This is a genomic window from Terriglobus roseus, from assembly GCF_900105625.1.
Lineage (GTDB): Bacteria > Acidobacteriota > Terriglobia > Terriglobales > Acidobacteriaceae > Terriglobus > Terriglobus roseus_B.
Genome location: NZ_FNSD01000001.1, coordinates 3,590,064 through 3,604,970, shown reverse-complemented (window position 1 = coordinate 3,604,970; position 14,907 = coordinate 3,590,064). Strand labels below are relative to the sequence as shown.

General features: G+C 62.1%; 14 protein-coding genes. 11 read left to right on the top strand and 3 right to left on the bottom strand.

Annotation, left to right across the window (positions count from 1 at the left end):
- Positions 1-78: 78 nt before the first annotated feature.
- From BLW03_RS15015 to BLW03_RS15000, 4 genes are all read left to right on the top strand, one after another.
- Positions 79-729 carry an NUDIX hydrolase gene (locus BLW03_RS15015; RefSeq protein WP_244502108.1) on the top strand — a complete coding sequence of 217 codons (651 nt, stop codon included), beginning with the start codon at positions 79-81 and terminating at the stop codon, positions 727-729.
- 183 nt (positions 730-912) lie between these two features.
- Positions 913-1,134: a cold-shock protein gene (locus tag BLW03_RS15010; RefSeq protein ID WP_074654790.1), complete on the top strand. Its 222-nt coding sequence runs from the start codon at positions 913-915 to the stop codon at positions 1,132-1,134.
- Between the two features lie 108 nt (positions 1,135-1,242).
- Positions 1,243-3,012: a DNA polymerase/3'-5' exonuclease PolX gene (polX, locus tag BLW03_RS15005; protein ID WP_074654789.1), complete on the top strand. Its 1,770-nt coding sequence runs from the start codon at positions 1,243-1,245 to the stop codon at positions 3,010-3,012.
- Positions 3,013-3,016: 4 nt separating this feature from the next.
- Positions 3,017-3,595, top strand: a complete 579-nt coding sequence (locus tag BLW03_RS15000; protein ID WP_074654788.1) for a hypothetical protein — start codon at positions 3,017-3,019, stop codon at positions 3,593-3,595.
- Positions 3,596-3,694: 99 nt separating this feature from the next.
- Here the strand turns inward: BLW03_RS15000 and BLW03_RS14995 are convergent, their stop codons facing one another.
- On the bottom strand, positions 3,695-4,528 hold the full coding sequence (locus BLW03_RS14995) for a hypothetical protein (protein WP_074654787.1): 834 nt from the start codon (positions 4,526-4,528) through the stop codon (positions 3,695-3,697).
- 92 nt (positions 4,529-4,620) lie between these two features.
- On the opposite strand from BLW03_RS14995, the gene BLW03_RS14990 reads away from it, so the two are divergent.
- The 5 genes from BLW03_RS14990 (at position 4,621) to mnmA (ending at position 10,352) form a co-directional block, all read left to right on the top strand.
- Positions 4,621-5,631 (top strand): NAD(P)/FAD-dependent oxidoreductase, encoded by a 1,011-nt coding sequence (locus BLW03_RS14990; RefSeq protein WP_074654786.1) that lies wholly within the window; start codon positions 4,621-4,623, stop codon positions 5,629-5,631.
- A 114-nt stretch (positions 5,632-5,745) separates the two neighbouring features.
- Positions 5,746-6,882 (top strand): citrate synthase, encoded by a 1,137-nt coding sequence (locus BLW03_RS14985; RefSeq protein ID WP_074654785.1) that lies wholly within the window; start codon positions 5,746-5,748, stop codon positions 6,880-6,882.
- Between the two features lie 99 nt (positions 6,883-6,981).
- Entirely contained in the window at positions 6,982-7,947 is a 966-nt protein-coding gene (locus tag BLW03_RS14980; protein WP_212733206.1) for a hypothetical protein, read from the top strand.
- A gap of 37 nt (positions 7,948-7,984) precedes the next feature.
- Positions 7,985-9,118 (top strand): cysteine desulfurase family protein, encoded by a 1,134-nt coding sequence (locus BLW03_RS14975; protein ID WP_074654783.1) that lies wholly within the window; start codon positions 7,985-7,987, stop codon positions 9,116-9,118.
- Between the two features lie 103 nt (positions 9,119-9,221).
- Positions 9,222-10,352, top strand: coding sequence for a tRNA 2-thiouridine(34) synthase MnmA (gene mnmA / locus BLW03_RS14970; RefSeq protein WP_074656054.1), 1,131 nt, complete (start codon positions 9,222-9,224; stop codon positions 10,350-10,352).
- A gap of 71 nt (positions 10,353-10,423) precedes the next feature.
- Here the strand turns inward: mnmA and BLW03_RS14965 are convergent, their stop codons facing one another.
- Both BLW03_RS14965 and BLW03_RS14960 read right to left on the bottom strand, forming a co-directional pair.
- Positions 10,424-11,017 carry a hypothetical protein gene (locus tag BLW03_RS14965; RefSeq protein WP_074654782.1) on the bottom strand — a complete coding sequence of 198 codons (594 nt, stop codon included), beginning with the start codon at positions 11,015-11,017 and terminating at the stop codon, positions 10,424-10,426.
- Between the two features lie 138 nt (positions 11,018-11,155).
- A complete protein-coding gene (locus BLW03_RS14960) occupies positions 11,156-11,509 on the bottom strand; it encodes a YtxH domain-containing protein (RefSeq protein WP_074656053.1) in 354 nt (117 codons plus the stop codon).
- A 327-nt stretch (positions 11,510-11,836) separates the two neighbouring features.
- On the opposite strand from BLW03_RS14960, the gene BLW03_RS14955 reads away from it, so the two are divergent.
- Together BLW03_RS14955 and BLW03_RS14950 are read left to right on the top strand one after the other, a co-directional pair.
- Positions 11,837-12,919, top strand: coding sequence for a BON domain-containing protein (locus BLW03_RS14955; RefSeq protein WP_244502107.1), 1,083 nt, complete (start codon positions 11,837-11,839; stop codon positions 12,917-12,919).
- Between the two features lie 217 nt (positions 12,920-13,136).
- Positions 13,137-14,837, top strand: a complete 1,701-nt coding sequence (locus BLW03_RS14950) for a glycoside hydrolase family 57 protein (protein ID WP_074654780.1) — start codon at positions 13,137-13,139, stop codon at positions 14,835-14,837.
- The last annotated feature ends 70 nt before the right edge of the window (positions 14,838-14,907 follow it).

The window sequence follows — 14,907 nt, the reverse complement described above, 5'->3', positions numbered from 1 at the left end:
GTTGGATGCAGTTTTGATAGCTTGATTGCTATGACGAAGCGAGCAGCGGCAAAGACACAGTCAGCAGGTAACAAAAGCGTGAATAAGAAGTTGACGCCAGCGAAGAGTTCGAAGGCCGCCCCCGGGCGATCGCGTGAGATGCCCGAAGTCCCCGTCGCAAAGCCCAAAGTGCCAAAGAATAAGGCGCAGATCCTGAAGAGCAAGCTGGCCTACCAAGGCAAGGTCTTCAGCGTGTACACCGAGCAGGTGCGCGAACCAAACGGCGTAGAAGCCGTCCGCGACGTTGTGCGCCACTCCGGATCGGTCGTCGTGCTGGCCGTTGACGAGACGACAAATCCTGCCGACCCGCTCATCGTGATCGAGCGCCAGTTCCGTCATGCCGCCGACCAGTACCTGCTGGAGCTGCCGGCCGGCCGTGTTGAACCGGGCGAGAACGTCCTGGCCGCCGCCAAGCGCGAGCTGATCGAGGAAACCGGCTACCGGGCAAAGAAGTGGACGAAGCTCGTCCGCTACTACGCCAGTCCCGGCTTCGTGGGCGAGTGGATGGAGATTTACCTCGCCAGCGGCATCGTCGCCGGTACCGCTGAGCCGGAGGATGACGAGCGCATCGAAGTCAGCCTGATGCCCCTGTCGCAGCTGCTGAAGATGTGCACGTCCGGCCAGATTCATGACGGTAAAACGATCGTCGGCACCATGATCTACGCGCAGCGCCGCGCGGACCAACAGTAGTCAGCAAAATCCGTGTTGTCACGGCAATTTGTGACATCGATTGAAGCCACGCGGAAAACCGTGAGAACCGCCGCTTCCCTGTACGCCGAAACAGCGTCCTCAACGTCTATTCATCACCATCCTCGATGAGGGCTCATCCTCTCGAGAGCGAAGACAGTGATGGTGCGCAAGTGGTGAGTACGCGTGGCACAGTACAAGGGCACAGTGAAGTGGTTCAACAACGCTAAGGGCTATGGCTTTCTGGGTCGTGATGATGGCGGCGCAGATGTCTTCGTTCACTACAGCTCCATCCAGCTGGATGGCTACAAGAGCCTGAAAGAAGGCGATCCCGTTGAGTTCGACGTGATCCAGGGCAGCAAAGGCCCGCAGGCAGACGCAGTGATTCTGACCCAGTCCCAGGCTTAAGAGGCAGCACCGGCGAAACCCTCGCCGGTCCTCTTTTTTGTGGGCATGGGCAGCGTCGCCCGGAAGTACGGGCAGCCCGAACGGTCTGGCATGTAATCTCATCGCTGTATGGACAACATCACCATGGCGCGACTGCTGGATGAGACGGCAGCGCTGCTTGAAATTGACGCAGCCGATCCGTTTCGCGTGCGCAGTTACCGACGCGCCGCGGAAGCGGTCGAGCAGCAGACGACGGCGCTCGCGTCGCTGGTCGACGACCCAAAGCAATTGCTTGCGATCGCAGGCATCGGCAAAGGCATGGCCGCAAATATCGTGGACCTCGAACGCACCGGCTCCATGCCGCTGCGGGACGAGCTGCTGCAAAAATATCGCCCGTCCATGCTGGATCTGCTGCGGTTGCCAAGCATGGGGCCGAAGACCGTCGCGCTGCTCTGGAGCGCGCTCCAAATCGAAAATATGGACCAGCTTGAGACCGCCGCCAAGGAAGGTCACCTCGCCAAGCTGCCTCGCTTCGGACAGAAGCAGGTCGACAAACTCCTTAAGGGCATTGAGGATCATCGCCGCAACTCTGGCCGCTTCCGCATCGACAATGCCGCTGAAACCGCAGACAAGATTGCCGCGCTTCTGCGCGAATTTCCGGGCATCGAAACCATCACGCCTGCGGGCTCCTTACGTCGCGGACGGGAGACGGTCGGAGACCTTGACCTCCTCGTCACAGGCCCTGCCTGCGAAGCCGATGTCGTTGCTGCAGCAGTCGAGTATGTCGCTTCCCTGCCGTTGATCGACGTGTTGCTGGCGAAAGGGCAGAACAAGGTCAGCTTCACGCTGCGCACTGGCCTGCAGGTCGATGTGCGGCTGCTGCCACGCGCGAGCTACGGCGCTGCGCTGCAGTATTTCACCGGCTCGAAGATGCACAATGTGACGCTGCGGCAGAAGGCGCTCAAACGCGGCTACACGCTGAGTGAATATGCTCTCGCACGCATGAACCCTGAAGAGGGTGAGAGCAGCATTGTCGCTGCCGCAACCGAAGAAGATATCTACGCGGCACTCGGCATGCAGTGGATTGCGCCGGAACTGCGCGAGAACTGCGGTGAGCTGGAAGCCGCGGAAGCAGGCTCGCTGCCGTCGCTCATCACGCTTGCCGATATCCGCGGCGACGTCCACATGCACACCGTTGCGACCGATGGCAGCTTCACCATTCGCGAGATGGCTGACGCTGCACTCGAGCGAGGCCTGCAGTACATCGCCATCACGGATCACTCAAAGAATCTCGCCATGACCAACGGCCTGGATGATGCGCGAGCGCAAGCGCATGTGCGAGCCATCCGCGCAGTCGATGCGGAGATGGAAGGCCGCATCCGCGTCTTCGCCGGCATCGAGGTCGACATCCTGCAGGATGGTTCACTCGACCTGGAAGACGAGACACTCGCGATGATGGATGTCGTCGTGGGGTCCGTGCATTCGGCCTTCCAGATGCCCTCCGACGAGATGACCGCGCGCCTGCTGCGGGCGATTGAGAATCCCTACCTGCGCATCCTCGGCCATCCCACTGGGCGCAAGCTGCTGCGCCGCGATCCTTATGTCTTCGACATGGACGCGGTCCTGAAACGCTGTGCTGAACTCGGTGTCGCGGTGGAACACAATGCCGCGCCGGCACGAGCCGATTTGAGCGATCTGAATCTGCGTAAGGCGAAGGCTCTGGGTTGCAGGATCAGCGTGAATACGGACGCGCACAGCATCGAGGATCTCGCGAAGATGCGCTTCGGCATCACCCAGCTTCGCCGCGCATGGCTGGAGCCAAAAGACGTCATCAACACACTCGAATCCGATGCATTCCTTGCCACGCTTCGGCCACGCCCCGCGCGTGTGGGAGCATAGGGTCATGGCTGAGATTCGACTGAATGGCGCTGAAGGAAAGCAGCGCAGCATGCTGATCCCCGTGCTGATCGCGCTGGCACTGCTTGCGGCAGGCGGCGCGTGGTTCGCGAAGGTTTATCTGCACAAGGAAGTGACCGGCACCGTCGACCGCGTTGGCGTCTTCCCTGTGCATACGGTGTACGCGCGCGGGAGTGGCATCCTCGTTGGCGACGACCAGACGGAGGACGTGACCTATGTCATCCCCAATGTCGTCCTCACGGACCACACGGAAGTCCCGCTGTTTGTGAAGTCCATCAACGGTAGCTTCACCATGGAAGACGGCTCGGTGATGCAGGCAACGGCAATTGAAAAGGCCGATCTGCCGCGGCTCGCCGCGATGTTTCCGAAGATGAAGCCGGCCGTCGATACAGCAGGCCCGACACCGTTGCAGAGCGTGGAATCAATCGCTCCCGGTGCGACAGCCGGTGGCTATGTCGTGTTTGCTTTTAACGTGCCGCAAGCCGTGTGGGACAAGCGCAAATCCGCAGAGGTGAGTATCGATTTCTACCATCAGGACCGCGTGACCGTGCCCCTGCCGAAGTAGCTGAGTGGGTCATCCTCAGGACATCGTGCGAAGGCCCCACACCGGCGCGATGGAGCAACGCAGGTATGGGGCACGGATTGGCAGGCTGCTGCGGCCGACTTACTGGCCCTTCGGTACGGACAAGTAGCCCTTCACATTGTTCTTATCCACGCTGTTCACAACGATCTCAAAGAGCGCGGGACTTTTGCCGCTGTAGAACTGCACCGGCTCCAGCAGGGTCTTGTCCTTCTTCTCAACGACCTTGTCGTCTGCGTTCAGAGCCAGCGTGAACTTACCCTTTTTCGCGTCCACCTTCTTCAACTGCAGCTTGATGCTTGAGAGCAGCGTCGGCGGTGCGTTCTTCTGCAGATTGAACTCGTAGTAGGTGCGATCGCCCTTATGCTTCAGCTCTTCGAGCTCAGTCGAGTTGCGAGCGATCAGGCCGCTCATGACACCGGCGTCACCGATGGTGCGCTGGAGCTGTGACTTGGTGTCTGCGAGATCTGCCTTCACGCTGCCGACGTCCGTCTTGGTCGAGCCCAGATCCGACTTCACGCTGCCGACATCCGTCTTCACGGCAGAGACTTCGGTGTTGATCCGCTGCTCGGCCGCCTGCTGCGAGTTGGCCAGGCGGGCTGCGTCCGCCTGCTGCTTCGCCAGGATCGTCTGTGTGCGCGCATCGAGCTGTGCCTGTGTTGTTCCCAGGCGCTGTGCGAACGTCTCTGACGCAGCCCGAGCACGAGCATCCGACGCCAACAGGCGTGACTGCAAGGACGTCGCAGCCTGCTGCTGCGCTGCCAGCTGCTGCTCCGCCTTGTTGAGACGGCCCTGCAACAGGAACGACCAGATGAGGCCGCCGATGGCAAGCAGCACCGCGGCGACTGCCGTGCCGAGAAGCAGGGGCGACGGCTTCTTCTCGACTTCCACATATTGGGTCGAGCGTAGATCGTTCATCAGATCCTCCAGAAATCACTCGGCATGAAGAACGGCGCACAGCGTCCGCGCATGTCCGAGCGGGGTTACGAAAGCAAACTTAGAATAGACGCATGCATTCTCCGGACGTAGTGATCGCGGGTGCGGGTATCACGGGGCTGACCTGCGCACTGGAGCTGCAGGAATGCGGCCTCCAGGTAGTTGTGGTTGAACGAGGCAGCGCGGGTCGCGAGGCGTCCTGGGCGGCGGCTGGCATGCTGGCTGCGCACGATCCCTCCAATCCGCGACAGCTCTCCCCCATGGCCGACCTCAGCGTGGCGCTCTACCCAGCGCTGCTCGATCGCATCGAGACGCTCACCGGTCTGCGCGTGCCCTTTGAAACGCACTGGACGCTGGAAGCCGCAGCGGGCTGGCGGCATCATTGCGCCATGCTGCCGGCGCTGCAGGGTGCAGGCTATCGACGACTGCCCGAGACGAGCGTGGACCCTCGCAAGCTGGTACCCGCGCTACGAGCCGCAGCAACCGCTGCCGGTGTGGTCGTCATCGAAAACTCTCCCGTACGCGCCGCCTACCAGAGCGGCGCCAGCATCAATGTTCGCGTGCCGGACGGGACGATTCACGCCGGTACGTTCCTGGATTGCTCCGGCGCATGGAGCGCAGCGGTCTCTCCCGCGAAGGGTCAGATGCTGCGCGTACACGCACCCGGTGCGTTAGCTTCCGGAACCGTAGGAAACGTCGTGATTCGCACGAAGGGGGTCTACCTCGTGCCGCGGCTGGATGGTTCCGTGGTCGTTGGCGCCACCGTTGAAGATGCGCAGTTCGACCGCAGCGTCTACGAGCCGGACCTACGGCATCTTCGCGCGGAAGCAGCCGATCTGTTGCCGGCACTCGCCAACGCTCCGGAACTTGCAAGCTGGGCAGGACTGCGACCCGACACGCCGGACCACCTTCCCATTCTGGGTCAGACGGATGCGCGCGCGTTTGTGGCGGCGGGACACTTCCGTAACGGCATCTTGCTGGCGCCCGCAACGGCGCACCTGATGATGCAACTGATGCTGGGCATGGAGACGTCGGTGGAACTCACGGCCTTTCGCCCGGACCGCTTTGACACGGTAGTTTCCTAGGAGCGACAGGGGGCGAAGGCGATATTCGCGCAAGCGTGATGACAACCGCACAATCCATCCGCTATAAACGCGTTTTATAGGCTTATCCTTCTTCGCATCAGGAGCACCCCACACATGTCGCAGGCAGTTGCCCCTCGCGGGCTTGAAGGCGTTGTCGCAACTACCTCCGGAATCTGCTGGATCGATGGCGACGCGGGTGTTCTTTCCTACCGCGGCATCGATATCCACGAACTCGCGGCGAAGTCGACCTTCGAAGAAAGTACCTACCTTCTATGGTTCGGCAAGTTGCCGACTGCAGCAGAACTCGCAGACTTCAAGAAGACCCTTGCCGCCTCCCGCATCATGGACGCGAGTGTCCTCGACTTTCTGAAGAGCCTGCCCAAGGATGCAAGTGTGATGGAAGTCCTGCGCACCACGGTCAGCCTGTTGAGCATGACCGACGCGGATGACGCAGACAGCAGCCACGACGCCAACGTCCGCAAGAGCTTTCGCCTGACCAGCCAGATCGCCATGATCGTGGCCTACTTCGACCGCATCCGCAAGGGCAAGGACATCGTCCAGCCGGATCTGTCGTTGAGCCACGCCGGCAATTTCCTCTACATGCTGAACGGCGTCAAGCCGATTCATGAAGCAGAGCGCGCGTTTGACGTGGCGCTGATCCTGCACGCGGACCACGAACTGAATGCATCCACCTTTGCCGCGCGCGTGATCGCAGCGACTCTGAGCGATGTCCACTCTGCTATTACGGGCGCCATCGGCGCGCTCAAAGGACCACTACACGGCGGCGCGAACGAAGCTGTCATGAAGCTGCTGTACCAGATCGACGCTGCCGGTGCGGATCCCGTCACGTATGTCCGCGATCTGCTGGCTCGTAAGGAGAAGATCTCCGGCTTCGGCCACCGTGTGTACAAGACGGAAGACCCTCGCGCAACGCACCTGCGGCGTATGTCGAAGGACCTTGGCACTGCCGCCGGCAATGCGAAGTGGTACGAGATGAGTGAGAAGATCGAAGGCTTCGTGAAGGGCGAAAAGAAGCTGAACGCCAACGTTGACTTCTACTCCGCATCGACCTACACGACGCTGGGTATTGACATGGATCTGTTCACACCGATCTTCGCCGTCAGCCGCATCTCCGGATGGGCTGCCCACGTGATTGAGCAGCACGATAACAATCGCCTGATCCGCCCGCGCGCCGACTACACCGGCCCGGCTTATCCCGCACCGTACATCCCGGTGAGCGCACGCTCCTGAGCATCGCCGCTCACCTGATTGCCATAGATCGCCCTGACCGATAGGCTTACGCTGATGCGGTCAGGGCCTTTCTGTTTCTCTCGATGTTGGACTCCAGCCATGGCATTGCTGCTGTGTGTGGCTGCGTCACCGTGCTTCGCGCAGCAGGATCCATCCGCCACGACCGCAGAGACGAGGCACGCAATGTCTGACGATGAGCTGGCGCTGGCTGTCGCCAGCAGCCTGGGCCCGTCCGGCATCATCCCCTTTCGCAGCGGCTTCAACGCCAGCATCATCACCAGTTCGCAGTTCGATACCGTGACCGGCTGGGCGAACGTACTTACGCCGAGTCTCGCCTATCGCTTCAACCGCTACTTCAGCGCAGACGTATCCGCGCCCATCTTTCTCTACCTGCGATCGCAACACACGGTCGATACGACGATTCCCGGCCAGGCTCCGTCCTTCACCCGCCTCACGGATATTCGTCACGGCGTCCCGGGAGACACCGTAATGGCCGCGCACTGGAGTTCGAAGCACTTCGACATGGGCAAGGCAGGCAGCTTCGGCAACACGCTGACCGGATCGCTATCGGCACCCACCGGATCGTCCGAGGATGGCATCGGCGCAGGCAAGGTGACCTACAACTTCACCGATCACGTGCAGTCAGATGCGTTCCTGGCGCCTTATATCGATGTGGGCATTGGAACCACCAGCCGTCTGCAGAACCAGCGGCTGCAGCGCTCCCAGACTTCGCGGGGAAACCTTTTTAACCTGGGCGCAGGCGTCAGCCTGGAGTTGCCGCGAGCCTCCACCATCTACCTGGAGGGCTACGAGCAACTGCCGCTGGGATCGCAGACCGTCTTCCAGACCGATCCGCGCAGCGGCAGGCCAGGCCAGGCCACGGTACAGACCAACAGCGGTCTCGCTGAGGACAACGGTGTCAATCTGTCCCTTGACGTACCCGTGGCGCCGCACGCCATGTGGTCGGGCTTCTACAGCCACGGCTTCCGCCTGCACGAAGATACGGTCGGCTTCGCGTTCACGTTCCTGCTGCGCAGTCCGCAGCGGCTGCCGAGATCTCGCTGATTTCATTTCGTCATCCGCCGCCCAATAGAATCAAACGATGCGCCGTATCTACATGGACGCCAACGCGACCACGCCCGTGCTGCCGGAGGTGGTGGCCGCGATGGAACCGTTCTGGTCCGACCGTTTTGGCAATGCCAGCGCCGTGCATGGCTTTGGCCGGGGTGCGCGTGGAGCGATCGACGGTGCACGCGAACAGATAGCCGCGCTCATCGGTGGCAAGGCCAGCGAAATTACGTTCACCAGCGGCGGCACGGAGAGCGACAATCTCGCTCTCTTCGGCACGCTGCATCTGGGGGATCACCTGATCGTCAGCGCCATCGAGCATGATGCCGTGCTGCACGCGGCGGACGCGCTGGAAGCAACAGGAGTAATCGTCTCACGTGTTCCATGCGATGCCCGTGGCGTGGTCGATCCTGGCGCTGTCTCCGCGTTGCTGCGCGACAACACGAAGCTGGTGAGCGTTATGCTCGCGAACAATGAGACAGGAGCCATACAGCCGATACGTGCCATCGCTGACATCGTCCATGCGGCGGGTGCGCTGTTGCACACGGATGCCGTACAGGCCGGTGGCAAAATCCCCGTGGATGTGAAGTCGCTGGGCTGCGACCTGTTGAGCCTGTCCGCACACAAGATGCATGGCCCGCAAGGTGTGGGCGCCCTGTGGATGCGCAGCGGCCTGACGCTGCGGCCGATGTTGCACGGCGGCAGCCACGAGCGCCAGCGTCGCGCGGGCACTGAGAATGTTCCGGGCATCGTCGGCTTTGGAACCGCCGCAGCGATGACCCGCACCTGGCTTTTCGAGGGCGGAATGCAGCGGCTTCAGACGCTGCGCGACCGGCTTGAAAGTTCCCTGCGCGAACGCATCGCCAGAATGGCCGTAAACAGCGAGCATGTTGACCGCCTGCCGAATACCGCATCCCTGCGCTTCGCCGGCGTGAACGCCGAGGAACTCGTCATCGCACTCGATCTGCAAGGGCTGGCCATCAGCGGTGGATCCGCCTGCCAGAGCGGCGCGATCGAACCCTCGCACGTGCTGCGCGCCATGGGACTGGACGAAGCGGATGCCCGCAGCAGCGTTCGGTTTTCGCTGTCTCGTATGAGCACCGAGGAGGATGTCGAGGCAGCCACGGCAATCCTCATGGCAGCCGTAACGCGCTTTCGCTCCCTCTGATTCCAGGTAAGCCATCCACCCGGATTTGCGAAACCTGCGAAAATAAAGGTTGATGATCGCTGCGATCGACATTCCGACGAACGCCGCTTCCGCTGCCGCGCCAATGGCTCCGGATGTTGCGAGCACCATCGCGGTCGCGATGAGCGGTGGCGTCGACTCGTCTGCGGTAGCCGCACTGCTGCAGATGGAGGGTCACACGCTGGTAGGCCTGACGCTGCAGTTATGGGATCAGCGGCGACTCGCGGGCAAGGGCGGCATCCCGGAACAGGTTACCGGCCGCTGCTGCTCGCTGGACGATGTCTACGATGCCCGCCGCGTCGCCGAGCAGCTTGGCATCCCCTACTATGTCGTCAATCAACAGCGGCGCTTTGAGCAGGACGTGGTGCAGCCGTTTGTCAGCGAGTACCTGGCCGGCCGCACGCCCATCCCATGTACGCTGTGCAACAACCATCTGAAGTTCGACGAGTTGCTAAAGACCGCGCGCGGCATTGGTGCGGAGCGCGTTGCTACTGGCCACTACGCGCGTGTCGCATACGACGAAGCACGCGGCCGCTGGCTGCTGCTGCGCCCCGCCGACCGTTCGAAGGACCAGACTTACTTCCTCTTCGGCCTCACGCAGGAACAGCTCAGCCGCACGCTCTTCCCGCTGGGCGAGATGGTAAAGCCCGCCGTGCGCGCCATGGCGGAGGAGCACAACCTGCGCGTCGCGCACAAGCCTGACTCGCAGGAGATCTGCTTCATTCCCGGCGGCGATTACAAGGCATTCCTGTCGGCATATCTGCAGGAGCAGGGCCGCACGATGCCCGAGACCAAGGGTGAGATGGTCACGGCAGACGGTGAAGTCGTCGGCTCGCATGAGGGTATCCACAGCTTCACCGTCGGTCAGCACAAGGGTGTGCAACAGCAGCTGCACAAGCACCATGCTGAGCCGTTTTACGTTCTGGGTATTGAGCCCGCGACCAATCGCATCGTGGTGGGGCAGGAGCCGGAACTGCATACGCGCCACGGCGTTGCCGACCGCGTGAACTGGATCAGCATCGAAGCACTGCGTGGCCCCATGCGCGTGCAGGCTAAGGTACGCCATCGTCATCAGCCCGCAGAAGCCACCATCAAGCCGATGGAGGGCGGTCGCGTTGCAATCCTGTTCGACGAGCCACAGCGCGCCATTACGCCAGGCCAGGCAGCCATGTTCTTTGAAGGCGATGTGGTGGTCGGCGGCGGCTGGCTGGTTTAGCGTCGCGATTCCTAGACAATTAAAAGGGGATGCGCAACGCGCATCCCCTTTTTCAAGCTCAGGCGTGAAGTTTACGCGTGATAGTCGTCTTCGTAGCCGGTGTAGACGCTTTCGCCCTCAAAGGCCACGGGTTTGGGCGTCTTAGGCTTGGCCGAAAAGTTTGCGATCAGCGCCTCAATGCCTACCTTCGCTCCGCTGACCAGGCCGGCCATCTGCCGCACCGGAACCATGATCGCGTGCGCGACGGTGTGCGTCACCTCGGTCGTCTTATCGAGCACATCGGTCACCATGCCGTCGACGCGATCGCTCTGGCGACGCGCCTTGCCGGTAGTGTCCGTAATCAACGAGTCGACCTCGGCCAGCTTCGCACGGTAGACGTCGCTCGTCTCAGCGATGTTGGTCGTGACGCGACGGATCTTGGGTGCCGTGTCGATGGCAACATCGCGCGCTACCTGCGAGATGTCGTTTACCTTCTCGGTGATGTTCTGCACGCTCTCAAGCAATGGGTAGACTTTTCCCTTTGCTTCTGCGGTCAGTTCTGCGACCTGCTTCAGCAGCTTGGCGCCGGCGAGTCCGAGCGCCAGCAATGCAATGCCCTGGATCACTGCGCCGAGCGCGATGATTCCGATAAAGATCAGCAGGTAGTGAAATTGCGACTCAGTCATGGCAGCGGCTCTTTCGTGTAGCGCAAATCGTCTTGGTCGTTCGCGCGAGTGAATGCAAGCCTATCAGCCGGCGCGAGCTGACCTGAAACATACTGAGGCCCGCGACAAAACATCGCGGGCCTCTGTATCAAAAGGAACTTAGTAGGTCTGGCTTTCGACCTTTTCCTGGTAGATCTGCTTGCCGGCATCGACAGCAGACGCAACCTTATCCTGCTGCTGGGCTACGAAATCCTTGCCCTTGTCGACGTACTGGCTCCACTGGGTGCGGCCCTTGTCGTAGTACTCACGGCCCTTATCAACGTACTCATTGACCTGGTCCTTGGTCTGACCGACGTACTGGTCAGCCTTCTCTTTCGCGTCCTTGGCTTGTGCAGCCAGTTCGTCACGGGTCTCGCGGCCGCTCTTCGGCGCATACAGAACGCCGGCCAGGGCACCAATGCCGAGTCCTGCAAGGAACCATCCCAGACCGCTGATCGAGCTTTCGTCTGCCATCTCGTTTTCTCCTGTGGAACGAATGTGAACTTCAAAAACCGGAGCACGGACGGCCGTGCACTGCTGTGCCGGCTTTGTCATCGGAGCCGCCCGCTTCATCTTACGGAAGCAGGCCGCAGGGACTTCGCCGCACCTATCAGGACGGATGCGGCCCATCGGATTCTGGTTGCCGCATAAGGCGGCAGGTGGGAGAGTATCGGTAGCTGCAGTAACGACATACGCCCGATACACGTCTTATGAGAGCGAGTCATGTCGGTAGCCGGCAGCCCAGACCGCGGCATCCGGAAACCGATGCAACGAAGGGATGATATGAAGCACACAATGGCAATGAGGAAGGCATCGCGAGGGACGGCACTTGCCCTCGCGGCAGTCATGATGACAGGCGCCGTGGGTTGCAAGAAGACGGCTCCCGTGGTGGACGATGCCACACTGACCTCGCAGGTTCAGCAGCGCATCGCCTCCGATAGCGCACTTGCGACAGAACCTGTCCAGGTCATCTCGCAGGGCGGTGCCGTGACCTTGACCGGAGCGGTAAGCAATGCCGCCGCGCGCAGTCTCGCGGCCAATGACGCCGCGGCGGTATCCGGTGTCACACAGGTCATCAACAACATCACGGTAAGCGCGGCAACAGCCCCCGTCACGGCGGCCGCGACGACACCGCTGCCGGTGGCTCCCGTTCAAACGGTTCCGCCGCCTCGCGAGCGCGTGCGTGCTGCTGCTCCTCCGCCTCCGCCTCGCTACACGCCGCCACCTCCTCAGCAACAGCAACCGGCGCCGATTGCCCGTGTGCAGCCGCCACCGCCGCCACAGCAACAGCAGCCCGCGCCGCCGCCACCGCCCGTCGCACGTGTGGTGACACTCCCTGCCGGCAGCACGCTTCCCGTCCGCGTGACGCAGACGCTCGACTCCGCCACCACGCAGCCAGGCGAGACCTTCACGGGCGCGATCGCGACCGACATCGTCCAGGACGACATGCTGATCATCCCGCGCGGTTCCGCCGTTACGGGTCGCGTCACCGAGGTTCACGAGGCAGGTCACTTCAGCGGCTCCTCACTGCTGACCGTAGAACTGACCGGTGTGAACGCCCGGGGCGAACGCATCTCCCTGGCCACGCAGCCGTACAGCGTGGAAGGTAAGGGCCGCGGAAAGAACACGGCCGTGAAGACCGGCGTCGGAGCCGCGGCGGGCGCAGTCCTCGGCGGCATCTTCGGTGGCGGCAAAGGAGCGGCCATCGGCGCGGCTGCCGGTGGCGGAACCGGCGCGGGTATCAACGCCGTCACGCGCGGCCAGCAGGTGCAGATTCCCAGTGAATCTGTCGTGCGCTTCGTCATCACCAATTCGGTCGCGGTGCGCACCTCGACCCATGCAGGCGGATACAACGGCGCGCCTTCCTTGCAGGATCGCCAGTAGGATTCGCGCAGTCACGAGACGGGCCGGTGCCCATCGCACCGGCCCGTTTTGTCGTTCCTGGCCGTCCCTGCGCGACACAGTGCAATACGACAACTGTTCCTTCGCAGTGCTAACATTTCCCTCTGAACCGCCCGCGCAGCTTTCGTTCGGGCCCCTACCCGTCACAAGTAGCCCAATCCCCGCAGGGCGCCGGTGTGACCAAGAGACTTAAGTTCGCATGAAGAATTCCCTGCCGGCTAGCGCCGGATTTTTCAGCTTTGTCCTGCACGCGCACCTGCCTTATGTTCTGCATCATGGCACCTGGCCCCACGGTTTGGAGTGGCTGCTGGAGGCCGCAGCGGAGACCTATCTGCCACTGCTGCGCACTGCCCGCCATCTGCATGCCGAGAGCATCCCCCTCTGCCTGAACGTCAGCGTCTCTCCCGTTCTGCTGGAGCAACTCGCACACCCCGACTTTCTCGCAGAGCTACCCAACTACCTTCAGCGCAAGATCACATCAGCCCGCGAAGATGCGGCGTTCTTCGAGCAGGCCGACGAACAACATCTGCTCTACCTGGCCCAGCATTGGGAGCGCTTCTTCCAGGACGCGCTTGATGACCTCAACGCCCTTGGAGGCGACCTCATCGCTGGTTTTCGGCAGGCAGAGGCGACCGGTTCCATGCATCTGCTGACCTCTGCCGCGACGCACGGCTACGCGCCGCTGCTGGGCACCGATGAGAGCATCCGCGGCCAGTTCCAGACAGCGGTGCGGGCACATCAGCGGCACCTTGGCACCGTTCCGCAAGGCGTATGGCTGCCTGAGTGTGGATACCGTCCGGCGGGTCTGTGGCGGTTCCCCGTAGCTCCTGCGGGCGACGCGAAGATTGAGCCTGCGCGCGCTCGTGTGGGCGTTGAGACGGCACTGGCAGAAGCTGGTCTGCGCTTCACCTTTGTCGACACCCACCTCGTGGAAGGTGCGGAGAAGTTGCCGCCGGCAGACCGCGCAGGCAAGCCCGTCGCAATCACGCCGACGACCGACGCGAAGTCGCTTTACCGGCCCTACCGCATCGATGCGAGCGACGTCGCCGTCTTCGCGCGTGATCCTCTCACTGCCGTACAGGTTTGGAGCGCGCAGAACGGCTATCCCGGCGACTTTCACTATCTCGACTTCCACAAGAAGCGGTGGCCCGGTGGCCATCGTTACTGGCGAGTCACCGGCGCCGGTCTTGGCATGGAGTCGAAGGAGCCCTACTACCCCGAAGCTGCCATGGAACGCAGCCGCGCCCACGCCGAGCACTTCGTGGAGATGGTCGCGGAGACGCTGCGCTCCCAACCGACGGTGGACGGCACACCGCCCCTGATGTGCGCTCCGTTTGACCTGGAGCTCTTCGGCCACTGGTGGCACGAAGGCATGCTGTTCCTTGAAAACGTGGCGCGCGTACTGGCGGATGGCAAGCATGGAGTCCGGCCCACAACCTGCGCTGCATACCTCGAAGAATTCGGCACGGACGGGCGCATACGCATGCCGGAAGGTTCATGGGGAGCCAACGGAGACAACAGCGTCTGGCTCAACGGCGACACCACCTCCCTGCTGGCTCGCATGTACGCCGCGGAGCTTTCGGTGCGTGCTGCGTCACGACAGGCCGCATGGACCGACGGCGGAACGGGCGAGCGCATTGCGCGACAGATGTGCCGTGAGTTGCTGCTGATGGAATCCAGCGACTGGCCGACACTGATCACTACGGGCGCCGCTCGAGACTATGCGGAGAAGCGATTTGCATACCACGCTGAGAGTTTCTCTGCGACCCATGCGGCATGGGAATCCTTCCTGGCCAATGGATCGCTCGCAGAGACCGATGCCGCCCGATTGGCCGAAATGGAGGCGGAAGACTGCCTGTTCGCCGATCTGAAGACATCGGCATGGCAGCCTCAGGCCTGATGTCTTTGCGGGGTCCCGATGCCGACGGGCGCTAAACGTCGGCATCGACTTCCCCGGTAAATCCACAGCT